The 16,215-nt window shown below is 70.3% G+C and carries 16 protein-coding genes; all 16 read right to left on the reverse strand.

Annotated features, from left to right (window positions below; translation table 11 throughout):
- Positions 1 to 50: 50 nt before the first annotated feature.
- The 16 genes from EL288_RS01275 to EL288_RS01350 all read right to left on the reverse strand — a co-directional run bounded on the left by EL288_RS01275 (position 51) and on the right by EL288_RS01350 (position 16,030).
- Positions 51 to 434, reverse strand: coding sequence for a RidA family protein (locus EL288_RS01275; protein ID WP_003815583.1), 384 nt, complete (start codon positions 432 to 434; stop codon positions 51 to 53).
- Positions 435 to 449: 15 nt separating this feature from the next.
- Positions 450 to 1,673 (reverse strand): pyridoxal phosphate-dependent aminotransferase, encoded by a 1,224-nt coding sequence (locus EL288_RS01280; protein ID WP_010926183.1) that lies wholly within the window; start codon positions 1,671 to 1,673, stop codon positions 450 to 452.
- Positions 1,674 to 1,719: 46 nt separating this feature from the next.
- Positions 1,720 to 3,084, reverse strand: a complete 1,365-nt coding sequence (gene accC / locus EL288_RS01285) for an acetyl-CoA carboxylase biotin carboxylase subunit (RefSeq protein WP_003815580.1) — start codon at positions 3,082 to 3,084, stop codon at positions 1,720 to 1,722.
- On the reverse strand, positions 3,074 to 3,520 hold the full coding sequence (locus tag EL288_RS01290; protein ID WP_033449869.1) for an acetyl-CoA carboxylase biotin carboxyl carrier protein: 447 nt from the start codon (positions 3,518 to 3,520) through the stop codon (positions 3,074 to 3,076). Before EL288_RS01290 ends, accC begins: the two co-directional genes overlap by 11 nt.
- Positions 3,517 to 3,918, reverse strand: a complete 402-nt coding sequence (locus EL288_RS01295) for an acetyl-CoA carboxylase biotin carboxyl carrier protein (RefSeq protein WP_010927184.1) — start codon at positions 3,916 to 3,918, stop codon at positions 3,517 to 3,519. Before EL288_RS01295 ends, EL288_RS01290 begins: the two co-directional genes overlap by 4 nt.
- Before the next feature lie 13 nt (positions 3,919 to 3,931).
- Positions 3,932 to 4,735 carry an N-formylglutamate deformylase gene (gene hutG / locus EL288_RS01300; protein ID WP_003815574.1) on the reverse strand — a complete coding sequence of 268 codons (804 nt, stop codon included), beginning with the start codon at positions 4,733 to 4,735 and terminating at the stop codon, positions 3,932 to 3,934.
- A 2-nt stretch (positions 4,736 to 4,737) separates the two neighbouring features.
- Positions 4,738 to 5,727: a hydroxyacid dehydrogenase gene (locus EL288_RS01305; RefSeq protein WP_010927183.1), complete on the reverse strand. Its 990-nt coding sequence runs from the start codon at positions 5,725 to 5,727 to the stop codon at positions 4,738 to 4,740.
- Entirely contained in the window at positions 5,712 to 7,034 is a 1,323-nt protein-coding gene (locus tag EL288_RS01310; RefSeq protein WP_003815570.1) for a Zn-dependent hydrolase, read from the reverse strand. The genes EL288_RS01305 and EL288_RS01310 overlap by 16 nt, the downstream gene beginning before the upstream one ends.
- Entirely contained in the window at positions 7,028 to 8,719 is a 1,692-nt protein-coding gene (locus EL288_RS01315; protein ID WP_003815568.1) for an ABC transporter ATP-binding protein, read from the reverse strand. Before EL288_RS01315 ends, EL288_RS01310 begins: the two co-directional genes overlap by 7 nt.
- Before the next feature lie 4 nt (positions 8,720 to 8,723).
- On the reverse strand, positions 8,724 to 9,563 hold the full coding sequence (locus EL288_RS01320; RefSeq protein WP_003815566.1) for an ABC transporter permease: 840 nt from the start codon (positions 9,561 to 9,563) through the stop codon (positions 8,724 to 8,726).
- Positions 9,564 to 9,566: 3 nt separating this feature from the next.
- Positions 9,567 to 10,553: an ABC transporter permease gene (locus EL288_RS01325; protein WP_003815564.1), complete on the reverse strand. Its 987-nt coding sequence runs from the start codon at positions 10,551 to 10,553 to the stop codon at positions 9,567 to 9,569.
- A 64-nt stretch (positions 10,554 to 10,617) separates the two neighbouring features.
- Positions 10,618 to 12,225 carry an ABC transporter substrate-binding protein gene (locus tag EL288_RS01330; protein ID WP_003815561.1) on the reverse strand — a complete coding sequence of 536 codons (1,608 nt, stop codon included), beginning with the start codon at positions 12,223 to 12,225 and terminating at the stop codon, positions 10,618 to 10,620.
- A 64-nt stretch (positions 12,226 to 12,289) separates the two neighbouring features.
- Positions 12,290 to 13,042, reverse strand: coding sequence for a LamB/YcsF family protein (locus EL288_RS01335; RefSeq protein ID WP_003815560.1), 753 nt, complete (start codon positions 13,040 to 13,042; stop codon positions 12,290 to 12,292).
- Between the two features lie 38 nt (positions 13,043 to 13,080).
- Positions 13,081 to 14,082 (reverse strand): 5-oxoprolinase subunit C family protein, encoded by a 1,002-nt coding sequence (locus EL288_RS01340; RefSeq protein ID WP_015064866.1) that lies wholly within the window; start codon positions 14,080 to 14,082, stop codon positions 13,081 to 13,083.
- A complete protein-coding gene (pxpB, locus tag EL288_RS01345) occupies positions 14,079 to 14,804 on the reverse strand; it encodes a 5-oxoprolinase subunit PxpB (RefSeq protein ID WP_033453737.1) in 726 nt (241 codons plus the stop codon). Before pxpB ends, EL288_RS01340 begins: the two co-directional genes overlap by 4 nt.
- Positions 14,801 to 16,030: a pyridoxal phosphate-dependent aminotransferase gene (locus EL288_RS01350; RefSeq protein ID WP_003817956.1), complete on the reverse strand. Its 1,230-nt coding sequence runs from the start codon at positions 16,028 to 16,030 to the stop codon at positions 14,801 to 14,803. Before EL288_RS01350 ends, pxpB begins: the two co-directional genes overlap by 4 nt.
- Positions 16,031 to 16,215: the final 185 nt, after the last annotated feature.

Below are 16,215 nucleotides of genomic sequence, written 5' to 3' on the forward strand. Positions count from 1 at the left end.
AAGCCGCCGCGCGGCGGGCCCGGCCGGGCGCCGCCGTGCGGGCGGCGCGGCTAGGCGTCGGGCGCCAGCAGCACCGCGTCGACTTCGATGGCGAAGCCGGGCAGGTTGGATTGCGTCAGCGTGCGGGCCGGCGGCGGCGAACCGACGTAGCTGGCGTAGATCGCGTCGAAGGCCTTGGCGTCGGCCGGGTCGGTCAGGAACACGCCGACGCGCACCGCATGCTTGAGCGACAGGCCGGCCGCGTTGGCCGCGGCTTCGAGGTTGTCCAGGGCCATGCGGGCCTGGTCGGCGAAGGGCTTGTCGCCATGGCGCACGTTGTCGCGGTCGCGCGGGGTCTGTCCGGCCAGGAACACGAGGTTGCCGGCCCGCACGGCTACGCTGTAGGTGCCCGCCGGCGGCGGCGCCAGGTCGCTGGCGTAGGCTTGGATCGTCATGGATGTCCTCCCGGGTCAGGCGCGGTAGCGCTCGATGAGTTGCGCGGTGCGTTCGATGGCCTGGACGGCGGCGGCGTGGTTCTGCGAGAAGTTCAGGCGGATGCTGTCATCGGCGTGGGGGCTGAATTCGGTGCCCGGGGTGACGGTGACGCCGGCCTGGGTGCGCAGGATGCGCACGAAGTCGTGCAGTCCGACGGCCAGCCTGGGCAGGCGCGGGAACAGGTAGCTGCCGGCCTCGGGGGCGCGCACGGCCAGGCCGGGCACGGCGCGCAGGACGCGGATGAGGTCGTCGCGGATGGCCTGATGCTGGGCGATGCGTTCGTTCATCCAGCCGGCGGGTTCCTGGAACCAGGTGCGCAGCACCGCCTGGCAGTAGCCCGGGGCGCGCAGCGAGACGATGGCCTGCAGTTTTTCCATGCGGTCGATCAGGTGGGCGGCGCCGAAGGCCACGCCCAGGCGGTAGCCGCTGAGCGATTCGGTCTTGGACGGGCCCATGATGGTGATGACGTTGGCCGGGGCCTGGGGCAGGGCGCGCAGGTGGGTGTAGCGGGTGCCGGTGTAGAGCAGGCGCGAGTAGAGCTGGTCGACGATGACGGTGGCGTCGTAGTGGCGGGCGAGGTCGGCGATCTGGGCGATTTCCTCGGGCGAGTAGACCACGCCGGCGGGGTTGTTGGGGTTGGAGAACAGGAAGGTGCGCACGCCGGCCTTGAAGGCGGCTTCGAGCTGGTCGAGGTCCAGTCCGGCGCCGCTGTCGCGTTCGAGGTGGCGCATGTCGACGGGGACGATTTCGCCGCCGAGGAATTCGACCAGTTTGCGGTTGGCGAAGTAGTCCGGGCGCACGATGGCGACCTTGTCGCCGGCGGTGACCGAGGAGGCGATGGCCAGGAACAGGGCGCCCTGGGTGCCCGGGGTGATGATGAGTTCGTTGGCGCCGTCGACGGGGGCGCCGGTGAACTCGGCCAGGTGGGCGGCCACGCGCAGGCGCAGGTCGGCCGCGCCGCGGTATTCGGTGTAGGCCTGTTCGCCGCCGCGCTCCACGCCCTGGACGAATTCCTGCAGCGATCCGGGGGTGGGGGCGAAGGCGCTGGTGTTGACGTCGCCGTGGGAGAAGTCGACCGGGGTGCCGGGCAGGGTGTCGCCGCGCAGCAGGCCATCGAGGCCGGCGTTGCCCTGGCGCACTTCCTGGCCGGGCGCGTGATCGGTGGACAGGCGCGCGAACTTGGCTTCGATCGGGGTCATGCGGGTTCCTTTTTCAGTGGTGTGGCGGTGCCACGAAGCGTTGTGCTCAGACCGTGTCGCCTTGCCGTTGCCGGCCGGCGATCCAGTCTTCAAGGTAGTGGATGCCGGCGCCGCCCTCGCAGAACACCGGGTCGGCCAGCAAGTCCCGGTGCAGGGGAATATTGGTGTCTATGCCTTCGACGACCGCCTCGCGCAGCGCCACGCGCATGCGCGCCAGGGCCTGTTCGCGATCGTCGCCGAAGGCGATGAACTTGCCTATCATCGAGTCGTAGTGCGCGGGCACCACGTAGCCGGCGTAGGCGTGCGAGTCGACGCGCACGCCCGGTCCGCCGGGCGGCAGCCATTGGGCGATGCGGCCCGGCGACGGCATGAAGGTGGCGGGGTTCTCGGCATTGATGCGGCATTCGATGGCGTGGCCGCGGCGGCGCACCTGCTCCTGGGTCCAGGGCAGCGGCTCGCCGGCGGCGATGCGGATCTGCGCCTGCACGATGTCGATGCCGGTGGTCAGCTCGGTGATGGGGTGTTCCACTTGCAGCCGCGTATTCATCTCGATGAAATAGAACTGGCCGTCCTCGTAGAGGAATTCGAAAGTGCCCGCACCACGATAGCCGATTGCGCGGCAGGCGTGGGCGCAGCGCTGTCCGATCGCCTCGACGGCGGCGGGGTCCAGCCCCGGCGCGGGCGATTCTTCGAGGATCTTCTGGTGGCGGCGCTGCATCGAGCAATCGCGCTCGCCCAGCCAGACGGCGTTGCCGTGATGGTCGGCCAGCACCTGGATCTCGATGTGGCGCGGACGCTGCAGAAAGCGCTCCATGTAGAGATCGGGATTGCCGAAGGCGGCCAGCGCCTCGGCGCGCGTGGTCTGCACCGCGCCGTGCAGCGCGGCTTCGTGCTCGACCACCCGCATGCCGCGTCCGCCGCCGCCGCCGGCCGCCTTCACGATCAACGGAAAGCCGATGGCGCGCGCCTGTTCGGCGATGGCGCCGGGGTCGTCGGGCAGCACGCCTTGCGAGCCCGGCACGCAGGGCACGCCGGACTGCTGCATGGCCCGCTTGGCCTGGACCTTGTCGCCCATGGTGCGGATGGCGGCCGGCGTCGGGCCGATGAAGGCCAGCCCGGCGGCCTGCACCGCCTCGGCGAAGCCGGCGTTCTCGCTCAGGAAGCCGTAGCCGGGATGGATGGCGTCGGCGCCGGTCAGGCGCGCGGCGCCGATGATGGCCGGCGCCTGCAGGTAGCTGCGCGCCGACGGCGCCGGTCCGATGCACAGCGCGTCGTCGGCGTGGCGCACATAGGCGGCATCGCGGTCGGCCTCGGAGTACACCACCACGGTCTGGATGCCGAGCTGATGGCAGGCGCGCTGGATGCGCTGGGCGATCTCGCCGCGGTTGCTGATCAGGACTTTACGGAACATGGCGCGGCTCGTCGGGTTGGATGACCAGCAAGGGCTGGCCCTGCTCCACCGCCTGGCCGTCTTCGCACAGGACGCGCAGAACGGCGCCGGCGCGTTCGGCGCTGACTTCGGTCATCATCTTCATGGCTTCGATCACGCATACCGGGGCGTGCGCGGCCAGGCGGTCGCCGGGCGCGGCCAGGGGCTGCGCGCCGGGCCGCGCGGCGCGATAGAACGTGCCGGTCAGCGGGGCGGTGATGGTGTATGCGCCGGCGGCGGCCGGGCTGGGTTGCTCCGGGCTGTCGGCCCGCTCCGGCTCGCCGGCGGGCGGCTGGCCGGACGCGGCGCCGCGCAACACGCGGATGGTGCGCCCTGCCTCGCTGACCACGAGTTCGGCGATGCGTTCTTCGGCGGCCAGGACGATCAGGTCCTGGACCAGGCGGGATTTCTCGCTCATGACTCCCCCGAGGGCTGCAGGTGGAACAGGGGCATGCCGTAATCGACGCGCTGGCCGGCCTCGGCCAGCACGGCGACGATCACGCCGTCGGCGGGCGCGGCGATGTCCGTCGGGCACGGGTCCAGCTCGAGCCGGGCCAGCAATTGGCCCCGCCGCACCGCGGCGCCCGGGCCGGTTGCGGGGTCGGCGGGCCGGAACAGGCCCAGGCCCGTCGAGCGCACCGTGACCAGGCCGGCGTCGGGCGCGCCGGCCGCAGTGGCCCCGTCCGACGGCGCGGCGGCCGGGTGGCGGTCCACGCGTATGCGCAGCAAGCGGTCGTCTTCCTGCAGTTCCAGGGCGTCGACGCCGTGGCGGTGCAACTGGCGGGCGTAGGTGCGGATTTCTTCCAGGTCTATCATCGCCGCGCTCCGGTCAGCGGACCTGCGCCAGCGCGGCCAGCGTGCGGCCCACCATGTCGCGCAGCGTGGGCAGCACGCGCCCGGCCAGGTCTTCCCGGTAGGCGAACGGCTCGGCCTCGTCCATGTACATGCGCTGGGTCATCTCCAGCTGCACCGCGTGCACGCCCTGGCCGGGCTGGCCGTAGTGGCGGGTGATGTAGCCGCCCTTGAAGCGGTCGTCGACCACCCAGTCGAACGGGCTCGCGCCGGCCGCGGCGATCGCGGCCTCGCGCAGGGCCGGCGCGCAGGCCGCGCCGCTGAAGGTGCCGATATTGAGATCGGGCAGCCGGCCCTCGAACAGATAGGGCAGCTCGCTGGCGATCGAATGCGCTTCCCACAGCAGCACCTGCGGATGCAGGCCGCGCATGCGGGCCAGTTCGGCCTGCATGGCGTCGTGGTAGGGGCGCCAGTACGTGTCCACGCGCCGCGCGGTTTCGGCGGCATCGGGCTGGTCGGCCGGATCGAGGTACAGCGGCTCGTCGTGAAAGCTGGTGACCGGGCACAGCGTGGTGGTGGTCTGGCCCGGGTACAGGGCGGCGCCATCGCTGGGGCGGTTGACGTCGATGACGTAGCGCGAGTAGTTGGCGCGCAGTATCGAGGCGCCCATGGCGCGCGCGAAGTCGTACAGGCGCGACAGGTGCCAATCGGTGTCGGCGATTCTGCGCGCCGCCGGCGTCATGCGGCGGGCGAATTCCTCGGGCAGGCACTCGCCGCCGTGCGGGATGGAGATGAGCAGCGGGATGGTGCCCGGTTCGAGCGTGACGATGGGAAGACTCATGGCTATTGCTCCGGGGTGACGGGCGCGCGGCGGCGCTCCCAGACGGAAGGCTTGACCAGGTGCGGCGGCCGGCGGCCGGCCAGCACCGCGATGATCTGTTCGGCGCACTGGCTGGCGGTGGCGTGCAGGGCCTCCTGGGTGGAGCCGGCCACGTGCGGCGTGAGCACCGCGTTGGGCAGGCCGGCCACCCGCGAGCCGGCCGGCAGCGGCTCGGTCTCGAAGACGTCCAGGCCGGCGCCGGCCAGGCGGCCCTCGCGCAGCGCATCGGCCAGGGCCGCCTCGTCGATGAGGCCGCCGCGCGAGGTATTGATGACGATGGCGCCGGGCTTCATGCAGGCCAGGGTGGCGGCATCCAGCGTGTGGCGCGTGTCCGGGCGCAGCGGGCGGTGCAGCGACACCACGTCGGCTTCGCGCAGCAGTTCCTGCAAGGTGTCGACGCGCCGCGCGCCGGGCGGCAGCGCTTCGCCGGCCGGCAGGCTGGGCGACCAGACCAGCGCCTGCATGTTCAGGGCCGGCGCGGCCATCTCGCACAGCAGGCGGCCGGTGCGGCCCAGGCCGATGACGCCCAGGGTCTTGCCGTATAGCGAGTACATGGGCTGTTCGTACTTGAAGCCCCAGTGGCCCTTGCGGGTGGCGGCGTCGGCCTGCACGGCCTGGCGCGCGGTCACCAGCATCAGCATGAGCGCGTGCTCGGCCACCGAGCGCACGTTGGCCTGCGGCGTATAGACCACCGGGATGCCCAGCGCGTCGGCATGCGCCACGGCGATCTTGTCGGTGCCGGTGCCATGGTTGGCGATCACGCACAGCCGCGGCGCCATGTCGATCAGCTCGGCCGGCAGCTGGTCGCGCACCAGCACCGCGTCGGCGCCGGCGATGACCTGGCGCAGGGCATCCAGGCCGGGGCCCGCCGGCTCGATCACGGTGATGCCCGCGGCGCGCAGCAGTTGCGGCCCTACCGGGTGTACGGGTTGGGCGATTACGCAGGTTGGCATGAAGGGGAATCTCCTGTGCTGCCGCGGGCATCGGCGGGCGCGCCGGCCAGCCCGGCGCGGGCGGCGAGTACGCGGCCCAGCGTGCGCGTGCCGGCGGCGAAATCGGCCATGTCCATGGCCTCTTCGGGGTTGTGGCTGCCGTGCGCGTTGCGCACGAACAGCATGGCGGTGGGAATGCCCTGGTTGGCGAACGTGGCCGAGTCGTGGCCGGCGCCGCTGGGCAGTTCGCGCGGCGCGACGCCGATGGCGCGCGCCGCCTCGTCCAGGGCCTGGCGCAGCGGCGCATCCATGACGGCGGCCTGGCTGCCGGAGACCGGCCCCCAGTCGAAGCGCACGCCGTGGCTGTGCTCGATCGCGCGGGCGGTTTCCTGGATGTGTTCGTCCATGCGGCGCAGGGTCTCGACGCTGCGCGAACGGATATCGACCGAGAAGCTGGCCAGGCCGGGCACTTTGCTGAAGTCGGCCTGCCGGGCGTCGGTATAGACCTGGCCGAAGGTCAGGGTCAGTTCGTGGCCGTCGGCCTCCATCTGGCGCCAAGCCTGCTGCAGGCGGTCGATGAGCGCCGCCAGCGCCACCACGGCGTCCTGGCGGTGGGCGCGCGGCGTGGCGCCCGAGTGCGCGTAGCGGCCGGCCACGCGCGCGTGCCGATAGCGCCGGCTGCCGCAGATGCCGGTCACGATGCCCAGCGCGTGGCCGCCCTCGATCAGCACGGGCCCCTGCTCGATATGCAACTCGAGGAAGCTGTCGATGGCCTGCGCGCGCAGCCAGGCCTGGCCGCCGGCCACCTGGCCGGGATGTCCGCCGTGTTCGGCGATGTGCTCGGCCAGGGTGCGCTGCGTATCGGCGCGCCGGCTCTCCAGGGCCTGGGCGTCGAGCAGGCCGAAGGCCGCCTTGCTGCCGACGTACGAGACCGGAAACCAGGCGCTTTCCTCGGCCCGGATGCCCATCACCACCACGTCGCGGCGGGGCCGCGCGCCGGCGCGCGCCCAGCCGGCCAGCACGGCCATGCCGGCCACCACGCCGGCGGCGCCGTCGTAGTTGCCGCCGCGCGGCACCGAGTCCAGGTGCGAGCCGGTCATGACGACGGGCTCGTCGCGGCGCTCGCCAGGCAGGGTGACATACAGGTTGAGCGCGGCGTCGCGCGCGACCTCCAGGCCCAGCTCGCGCGCGGTGGCGGCGATCAGGTCGTGGGCGCGCTGCTCGCCGGCGCCATAGGTGTCGCGCGTGATGCCGACGCCATCGCTGCCTTGCGCGCGCAGGCGCGCGAACAGCGTCTCGGCCAGGGCGATATCGGGTTCGATCAGCATGGCTGTGGGTACAGGGCGGGTTCGTCGGCGGCCTGCGCGAGCGCGGCGGCCGCGGGATCCCAGTCGCGCCCGGGCATGGCGGCGATCAGCTGGCGCGTGTAGGGGTCCTGCGGGTCGTCGAAGATCTGCGTGGGCGGCCCCTGCTCGACCACCTTGCCGCGATGCATGACCAGCAGGTGGTCGCAGATCTGCGAGGCCACGCGCAGGTCGTGCGTGATGAAGATGAGCGCCAGCTGCAGGCGCTGCTGGACCTCGCGCAGCAGCTTGAGTACCTGGGCCTGCACCGATACGTCCAGGGCCGAGACCGATTCGTCGGCCACGATCAGCTGCGGGTCCATGGCGAGCGCGCGCGCGATGCCGATGCGCTGGCGCTGGCCGCCGGAGAATTCGCCCGGATAGCGGTCGAAGGCGGACGGATCCAGCTCGACCAGCCTGAGCAATTCGCGCGCGCGCTTTTCGGCCTGCTGGCGCGGCGCGCCGCCCGCCATGGGGCCGTCGCACAGGATGCGGCCCACCGTGTGGCGCGGGTTGAGCGAGGCGAACGGATCCTGGAAGATCATCTGGATCTTGCGCCGCTGCGGCCGGAACTGCGCCTCGGTCAGGGGCGCGATGTCCTTGCCTTCGAACAGCATCTGGCCGCCGTCGATGTCGATCAGCTTGAGCAGGCACTTGCCGATGGTGGATTTGCCCGAACCCGATTCGCCCACGATGCCGACCGTCTGGCCGCGTCCCACGGTGAAGCTGACGTCATTGACGGCGTGCACGACGCGCTTCTTGTGGAACAGCCCGCCGGCGGCGGCGTAGGTCTTCTTCAGGTTGCGCACATGCAGCACCGGGCTGAACGCCGCGGCCGGGCTTGCGTCGCCGCCGGTGCGCTGGGTGGGCACCGCGGCGATCAGCCGCTGCGTGTACGGATGGCGCGGCCGGTTGAGCACCTGGTCGGCCGTGCCTTCCTCGACCAGGATGCCTTTTTCCATCACCGCCACGCGGTCGGCGATTTCGGCCACCACGCCGAAGTCGTGGGTGACGAACATCACGCCCATGCCTTTCTGGCGCTGGATGCGGGCGATCAGTTCGAGGATCTGCGCCTGGGTCGTGACGTCCAGCGCGGTGGTGGGCTCGTCGGCGATCAGCAGCCGGGGTTCGAGCACCAGCGCCATGGCGATCATGACGCGCTGGCGCTGGCCGCCGGACAGGCGGAAAGGCCAGGCGTGCCGGATCAGCCGGGGCTCGGGCAGGCCGACGAACTCCAGCACGTCGAGCACGCGCTGCGCGCGCTCCTGTTCCGGATAGGCGTTGTGCACGCGCATGACTTCCTCGATCTGCTCGCCGACGGTCAGCAGCGGGTTCAGCGCCGACAGCGGTTCCTGGAAGATCATGGCCATTTCGCGCCCGCGCATGCCGCGCAGCGTGGATTCGTCCAGCGAGAGCAGGTCGCGGTTGTCGAACAGGATGCGTCCGCCCTCGGGGCGCAGGTAGTGCGGCAGCAGGCCCATGATGGCGTTGGCGCTCATGGATTTGCCCGAGCCGGATTCGCCGACGATGCAGAGGATTTCTCCCGCGTTGATGTCGAACGAGATATTGCGGACCGCGTACGGGCGGTCGCCGCCGGCGGGCAGCGCGATGCTGAGGTCCTGGATGGAAAGCAGCGGCGCGGCGGACGAGGCTGGATGGGTAGCTGTCACGGAATCATGCTCCACGCTTGCGAAGTTGCGGGTTGAGGGCGTCGTTCAGGCCCTCGCCGATCAGGTTGATGGCCAGCACGGTCAGCATGATCGCCAGCCCCGGCCACATGCTCATCATGGGCGCTTCGCGCAGCATCGTGCGGGCCGCGCCGATCATGAAGCCCCAGCTCATCAGGTTGCGGTCGCCCAGCCCCAGGAAGGACAGCGCCGACTCGGTCAGGATCGAGGTGGCGGTCATCAGCGAGGCCGTGACGATGATGGGCGAGGCGGCGTTGGGCAGGATCTGCGTGAGGATGATGCGGCCGGGGCGCTGGCCGATGACCACCGCGGCCTGCACGAACTCGCGGGTGCGCAGCGTCATGAACTCCGAGCGCACCAGGCGCGCCACCGGCGGCCACGACACCATGGCGATGGCGCCGACGATGGAAACCAGGTTGGGCTTGAAGATCGCCACCAGCACCATGGCCATGGCCAGTTGCGGAATGGTCTGGAAGAACTCCGTCATGCGCATCAGGAAATCGTCCAGCCGGCCGCCGAAGTAGCCGCTGAGCGCGCCCACCAGGATGCCGATGAACACGGCCACGGCGGTGGATATCACGCCGATCAGCAGCGAGACGCGCGCGCCGTAGATCAGGCCGGCGGCGATGTCGCGGCCCAGCATGTCGGTGCCCAGCGGGAAGGCGGGGTCGGTGAACGGCGCCAGCAGCGGCGGGCCCACCATCATCCATGGGGACTCTTCGTACAGCAGAGGCGCCAGCGCGCCGACCACGATCACGGCCAGCAGGACGGCGAGGCCGGCCGCCGCGCCGCGGTTGGCGCAGAATCTTTTCAAAAAGGCTTTCATGGATCAGCTTCCCTGGATGCGGGGGTCGATGAATCGGTAGATCAGGTCGGTGATCAGGTTGAAGACCACCACCATGGTCGAGGTGATCAGGAACACGCCCAGCAGCAGCTGGTAGTCGCGTTGCACCAGGGCGTCGAACATCAGCCGGCCGATGCCGGGCCAGCCGAACACCGTTTCGGTGAGCACCGCGCCGCCCGCCATCTGGCCGAGCTGGATGCCGGCGAAGGTGATGACCGGCAGCAGCGCGTTGCGCAGCGCGTGGCGGCGGATGATCTGCGGCACCGGCACGCCCTTGGCGCGCGCGGTCTTGATGAAGTCCATGCCCAGCACTTCCAGCATCGAGGCGCGTGTCAGCCGGGCGTAGATCGCCATGAAGAAACACCCCAGCGACACGGTGGGCAGGATCAGGTGCAGGGCGATGTCGCCGACCCGCGCCCAGCCGGTAAGCGTCGAGGCCACGGTTTCCATGCCGAAGGGCGGCAGCCACCCCAGGGTCAGCGAGAAGAAGATGACCGCCAGCAGCGCCAGCCAGAATTGCGGCGTGGCGTAGATCAATAGCGCGCCGCTCATGATGGCGCTGTCCAGCCATTTTCGCTTGCCCTCGTAGCGGGCGCGCGCGGCGATCACGCCGGTCAATATGCCCAGCGTGACGGAGAAGATGAAGGCGCACACCATCAGCAGCAAGGTGGCGGGCAGACGGTCCAGGATCAGGTCCAGCACGGGCAGGCGTTCGCGGTACGAATAGCCCAGGTCGAGCTGGACGATGCCTTTCAGGTAGGTGCCCAGCTGCACGTAGACGGGCTGGTCCAGGCCGAACTCGCGCCGCAACTGCTCCACGTAGGCGGGGTCGGAAGAGCCCGCCTCGCCGGCCAGCACGGCGGCGGGATCGCCCGGCGCCATGCGGATCAACAGGAAATTCAGGATTACGACGCCGAGCACGACGAGCACGGCTTTACTCAGCCGCGAGGCAAAATACGACAGGGTCTTCAAAGAGTCGGCTCCAAAGCGGGACAAGGCGGGGCCGCCGCCGGGGCGGGCCCCGGCGGCATGCGTCTTACTTATCGATGTAGACGTTGGCGAAGGTGTCGTTCAGGCCGATGGCCGTGGTCACCAGGTTGTGCACGTTGGATCGGGACAGCGTGGGGTTCTCTATCTCGAACAGGTAGCCGTTGGCCACCTCGTCGACCAGGATCTTCTGCAGCTTGGCGTAGGCCGCGGCGCGCTGCTCGTCGGACGTGGCGGTGGCCGCCTCGTCCCACAGCGCGTCGGCTGCGGCGTTCTTGTAGCCCTGGTTGTTGACGAAGGCCGAGCCCTTGACGATGTTGCGCGTCACATACAAGCGCGACACGCCCAGCGCCGGGTCGCCGTACTGAGACGTGAAGCTGAAGGTCAGGTCGAACTCGGCGTCGGAGACGCGCTTGGACCAGGTGCCGGCGTCGGCGGCGTCCATCTCGACGTTGAAGCCGATCTGCTGCAGGGCCTGCTTGGTGTACTCGCCCAGGCGGTCCCAGGTGGCGCCGTACGGATAGGCCAGGATCTTGACCGGCGTCTTGGACAGGTCGACGCCGGATTCCTTGATCAGCGCGCGCGCCTTCTTCAGGTCATAGTCGTACTTCGGCACGTCGGCGCTGTAGAAGGGCGTGCTCGACGAGATCGGGCCGGTGGCGACCTTGCCCAGGCCGAAGAAGATGTTGTCGACGATGAACTTGCGGTTCAGCGCGTGCATCACCGCCTGGCGCACCTTGACGTTGTCGAACGGCGGCTTGCGCTGGTTCATCTGCAGGTATGCCTGCTGCGAGAAGATCTCCCAGCCGCTGGTGGTGTAGTCCACGTTGGGCAGGGCCTTCAGGCGCTTGACGTCGACGCTGTCGACGTCGCCGCTGCGCAGCACCTGCACGTCGCCGCGTTCGAACGCCACGGCGCGCGACGCCGAATCGGGGATCACGCTGAAGACGATGCGGTCCAGGTAGGGCTTGCCTTCCTGCCAGTAGTTGGGGTTGCGCTCCAGTTCGATGACCGAGCCGCGGCGCCATTCCTTGAACATGAAGGGGCCGGTGCCGATCGGCTTCTGGTTGGCCGGGTTGCTGGCGTAGTCCGTGCCTTCGTACAGGTGCTTGGGGACGATGGGCATGTTGTCGCTGACGAAGGCCTTCAGGAACGGCGGGAAGGGCGACTTCAGCGTGATCTGCACCTGGTCGGGCGCGGTGGCCGTGACGGTGTCGACGAACTGGTCGATGATGACGCGGGCGCGCGGGTGCACCGCGCGCAGGAACTTGTCGATGCTGAACACGACGTCGTCGGCGCCGAACGGCTTGCCGTCGTGCCAGGTCACGCCCTGCTGCAGGTCGAAGGTATAGGTCTTGCCGTCGTCCGAGACCTTCCAGGCGCGCGCCAGGCCGGGTTGCGGCTTGAGGTCGGTGGTCCAGGTCAGCAGGCTTTCATAGATCTTGCCGGCCACGTACTGGGTGGGGATCTGCTGGTTCAGGCCCAGCATCAGCGTGGGGGGCTCGGGCTGCACGATGGCGCGCAGCGTGCCGCCGCGGGTCTGGGCGAGGGCGGTCGAGGACCCCGCGATCGCCAGCACGGCGGCGAGCGCGAGGGTGGACAGGCGGCCGCGGCGACGGCAGGAGGCCGTGGTGGCGGAAGGCGTAGCAGAGAGCATGCAAGTCACTCCTTGAGAGTAGCGTTGAGCAGCGGGACGGCTTTCTTGTCTAAAAACGGCTGGGTCAGACTGTGCGGATTTCTATGCCCTCGGCCTCCAGGGCGGCGCGGATGCGGCGCGCGAACAGCGCGGCGCCGGGCTGGTCGCCATGGATGCAGAGCGTGTCGGCGGTAATGGGTACGTCCTTGCCCGACAGGGCGCGCACCACGCCTTCCTTGACCATGCGCTTGACCTGGGCGATGGCCTGGTCGACGTCTTCGATCATGGCGTGGGGCTGCGAGCGCGGCGTCAGCGTGCCGTCGTCCTGGTACGAACGGTCGGCATAGACTTCGTACACGGCGCGCAGGCCGCGCTCGCGCGTGGCCTGCGCGATCGCGGCATTGGCGACGTAGATGGGCAGCGCGGGGTCCACGTCGGCCACGGCGCGCGCGACCGCGTCGGCCAGCGCCGGGTCGCGCGCGGTCAGGGTGTAGAGCGCGCCGTGCGTCTTGACGTGATGCAGGCGGCCGCCTTGCGAGCGCGCCATGGCCTGCAGCGCGCCGACCTGGTACACGGTGAGGGCGTAGACCTCGTCGGGCGTGACCGCCATCACGCGGCGGCCGAACCCCTGCAGGTCCGGCAGGCCGGGGTGGGCGCCGATCGCCACATCGGCGGCGATGGCCGCGCGCACGGTGGCCAGCATGACGTCGGGGTCGCCGGCATGAAAGCCGCAGGCGATGTTGGCGGCCGTGATGTGGGGCATCAGCTCGGTGTCCTGCCCCATGACCCACGGGCCGAAGCTCTCGCCCATGTCACAGTTGATATCGATGGAAGGCATGTCGCGTTCTCCAGGCGGATGAGGCTGTCGGATGGTGGTCAGGGCCGCAGCGCCCGCGCGGCCTGCGCGCGGATCGCCTCCAGCCGGTCTTCGGAATCGAGCCAGGCGTGTTCGGCCTCGGCTTGCGTGACGAGGGCAAAGCGCAGCGCCTCGCCCGGCATGGCCTGCGCCAGCGCCGGCAGGTCCGCGCTGGCGACGTAGGCGATCTTGGGATAGCCGCCGGCGCTTTGGCGGTCGGCCATGAGCACGATGGGCTGGCCGTCGGGCGGCACCTGCACGGTGCCGAAGGCGGTGGCCTCGGACACCAGCTCCAGCGGCTGGGCCAGTTCCAGCGCGGGGCCGCGCAGGCGCAGGCCCATGCGGTCGGACTGCGGCGTGACCTCGTAGGCCTGGCGCGCGAGATGCTCGTGCGCCTGCTCGGTGAACGCCGGCCAGTGCGGTCCGGCCACGACGCGCAGCAGGCCGGCGTGCGGCGCCGGCGGCGCGACGTCGACGGCGCGGGCCTGCAGCATGGGCAGTGCGCTTTGCACCATCAGGCGCTCGATGGGCAGCAGCGGCTCGCCGCGCGCCTGGGCGCCCACCGGCACGCGGTCGCCGCGCCGCAGGGCGCGTCCGGCATGGCCGCCGAAGCCGGCGCGGATATTGGTGCTGCGGCTGCCCAGCACGGGCTCGGGCGCCAGGCCGCCGCGCACGGCGATGTACAGGCGCGCGCCGGCGATGCGCTCGCCCACGTCCAGCACCACGCCCCGGCGCAACAGCACCGCGCGGTCGTACGGCACCGGCTGGCCGTCGGCGGTCACGCGCATGCGGGCGCCGCACAGGGCGATCAGCGTGTGCTCGGCGAACGCCAGGCGCGGTCCGTTCAGCGTGCATTCCAGGACGGCGGCGTCCTCCGGGTTGCCCACCAGCGCGTTGGCCACGCGGTGCGACCACTCGTCCATCGGGCCGTTGACCGACACGCCGTATTGCTGGTGTCCGTAGCGTCCGGTGTCCTGCAGCGTGCTGAGCATGCCGGGGCGTTGCACGGCCATCGTATTCATGGGCGCGGCTCCAGCAGGTCGTGGAATTCTTCCGGCGTAATGGGCCGAAAGCGCAATTGGTCGCCCAGGCGCAGGCGGGTGGGCGGCTGCTGGCGCACGTCGAACAGGTTCCAGGGAGTGCGCGCGATCACGTTCCAGCCGCCGGGCGAGGCGCTTTGGTAAATCGACGTCAGGCCGTTGGCGATGGCGACCGAACCCGCCTCGACCCGCGTGCGCGGAGAGCTGCGGCGCTTGACGTTCAGGCGCGGGTCCAGCGGCCCGGCGAAGGGATTGCCGGGCGAGAAGAAAAAGGCGTAGAGCGTCAGCGGCGCGCCGCTGTGCAGGGCGATGGTTTCCTCCACGCCCAGGCCGCACTGGCGCGCCACGTCTTGCAGGTCGGGCCCGAACTCGCCGCCGTAGCAGGCGGGAATCTCGACCACGCGGCCCTCGCCCTCGAGCTCGGGGAGGTCCTGCCGCAGCAGGTCCTGCAGCTCGCGCGTCAGTTGCTCGCTGGGCAGTCCGTGCTGGCGCGGGTAGGCCGTCGGGCGGTAGTGCACCGCCACGCTGTTGAAGGCGGGCACGACTTCGACCACGGACGCCGGCCGATGGGCGTTGAGCAGGGCCGTGACCGCGTGCACGGTACGGCTGATGCCGGCGTCCACGCCCTCGCCCAGGCGGATCAGCACGCAGCGGTCGCCCACCGGTTCGATCCGGGCCGAGCGCGGTGCGGTGGCGGCAGTCATGCCGGACGGGCCAGTCGGGCGCAGGCCGCGACGATGCGCTCGCAGGCCTGCCGCAGGCGCGCCTCGGCCACGCAGAACGTCAGGCGCAGATAAGGGGCCAGCCCGAAGGCGCTGCCCGGCACCGCCGCCACGCCCGCTTCTTCGAGCAGGTAGCGCGCGAAATCGGCATCGTCGCCGATGCGCTCGCCCTTGGGCGTGCGCATGCCGATGGCTTGGCTGCAATCGGCGAACAGATAGAAGGCCGCCGGCGGGCGGGTGAATGTCATCGCCGGCGCGGCGTCGCGCAGCACCGACAGCGCCATGTCGCGGCGGCTGCTCAGGCTGGCGCGCCAGTCCTGGAGGAAATCCTGCGGGCCGTCGAGCGCGGCGGCGGCGGCCGCCTGGCTGATCGAGCTGGGATTGCTGGTGCTTTGCGACTGCAGCAGTTCCAGCGCCTTGATCAGCCACGCCGGCCCGCCGGCGTAGCCCAGGCGCCAGCCGGTCATGGCGTAGGTCTTGGATACGCCGTTGATGGTCAGCGTGCGCTCGCGCATGTCCGGCGCCGCTTCGACGAAGGAGGTGAACTTGCCCTCGTACACCAGTTGTTCATAGATGTCGTCCGACATGACCAGCAGGCGCGGATGCTGGCGCACCACCTCGGCCAGGGCTGCCAGCTCCTCGCGGCTGTACAGCGCGCCGGATGGATTGCACGGCCCGTTGAGGATGAGCCAGCGCGTGCGCGGCGTGATGTGGGCGGCCAGCAGTTCGGGCGTCAGCTTGAACTGGTTGGCGGCGTCGGGGGTGATCACGACCGGCGTGCCGCCGGCGATGCGCGCCATTTCCGTATAGGACACCCAGAACGGCGCCACCACCAGCGCCTCGTCGCCCGGGTCGATGGTGGCCAGCAGGGCGTTGAAGAGGATCTGCTTGGCGCCGGTGGCGGCGATGAGTTCGGCCGGCGCGTAGTCGAGCTGGTGGTCGCGGGCGAACTTGCGCGCGATGGCCGCCTTCAGGGCCGGCGTGCCGCCCACGCTGGTGTAGCGGGTCTGCCCCCCTTTGATGGCGTCGATGGCCGCTTGCTGGATGTGGGCGGGCGTGTCGAAGTCCAGCTCGCCCTCGCTGAGGCTGATGACGGAGCGGCCCTCGGCCGCCAGGCGGCGGGCCAGTTCGCTGACCGCTCCGGTGGCGGAGGGGCGGGAAGCGGCGAGGCGGTCGGAAAGACGGGTATCTAGGTCGGCGCGGGACATCGGGTTCAAGGGGAAATCCAGGATGGGAAACGCCATTCTGGCGTTTTGGTTAGAATGCGTACATAAGGTATACCACTAATATACACACGATCGACCATAGGGAAAACGCGCGCTGATTGACGTCGAAAACCGGGGGTGGAATAGTGCCGCGCGGCGAATCGGCGCGATGAACCTGTGCCAAACTG

Origin of the sequence: Bordetella bronchiseptica (genome assembly GCF_900636925.1) — a bacterium.
Lineage (GTDB): Bacteria > Pseudomonadota > Gammaproteobacteria > Burkholderiales > Burkholderiaceae_B > Bordetella > Bordetella pertussis.

Excerpts from the sequence above, each read along its gene's own strand:
- hutG (WP_003815574.1), bottom strand. The coding sequence starts at position 4,735 with ATGAGTCTTCCCATCGTCACGCTCGAACCGGGCACCATCCCGCTGCTC.
- EL288_RS01275 (WP_003815583.1), bottom strand. The coding sequence starts at position 434 with ATGACGATCCAAGCCTACGCCAGCGACCTGGCGCCGCCGCCGGCGGGC.
- EL288_RS01335 (WP_003815560.1), bottom strand. The coding sequence starts at position 13,042 with ATGCCTTCCATCGATATCAACTGTGACATGGGCGAGAGCTTCGGCCCG.
- pxpB (WP_033453737.1), bottom strand. The coding sequence starts at position 14,804 with ATGACTGCCGCCACCGCACCGCGCTCGGCCCGGATCGAACCGGTGGGC.
- accC (WP_003815580.1), bottom strand. The coding sequence starts at position 3,084 with ATGTTCCGTAAAGTCCTGATCAGCAACCGCGGCGAGATCGCCCAGCGC.
- EL288_RS01330 (WP_003815561.1), bottom strand. The coding sequence starts at position 12,225 with ATGCTCTCTGCTACGCCTTCCGCCACCACGGCCTCCTGCCGTCGCCGC.
- EL288_RS01320 (WP_003815566.1), bottom strand. The coding sequence starts at position 9,563 with ATGAAAGCCTTTTTGAAAAGATTCTGCGCCAACCGCGGCGCGGCGGCC.
- EL288_RS01350 (WP_003817956.1), bottom strand. The coding sequence starts at position 16,030 with ATGTCCCGCGCCGACCTAGATACCCGTCTTTCCGACCGCCTCGCCGCT.
- EL288_RS01290 (WP_033449869.1), bottom strand. The coding sequence starts at position 3,520 with ATGAGCGAGAAATCCCGCCTGGTCCAGGACCTGATCGTCCTGGCCGCC.
- EL288_RS01305 (WP_010927183.1), bottom strand. The coding sequence starts at position 5,727 with ATGCCAACCTGCGTAATCGCCCAACCCGTACACCCGGTAGGGCCGCAA.
- EL288_RS01310 (WP_003815570.1), bottom strand. The coding sequence starts at position 7,034 with ATGCTGATCGAACCCGATATCGCCCTGGCCGAGACGCTGTTCGCGCGC.
- EL288_RS01295 (WP_010927184.1), bottom strand. The coding sequence starts at position 3,918 with ATGATAGACCTGGAAGAAATCCGCACCTACGCCCGCCAGTTGCACCGC.
- EL288_RS01280 (WP_010926183.1), bottom strand. The coding sequence starts at position 1,673 with ATGACCCCGATCGAAGCCAAGTTCGCGCGCCTGTCCACCGATCACGCG.
- EL288_RS01340 (WP_015064866.1), bottom strand. The coding sequence starts at position 14,082 with ATGAATACGATGGCCGTGCAACGCCCCGGCATGCTCAGCACGCTGCAG.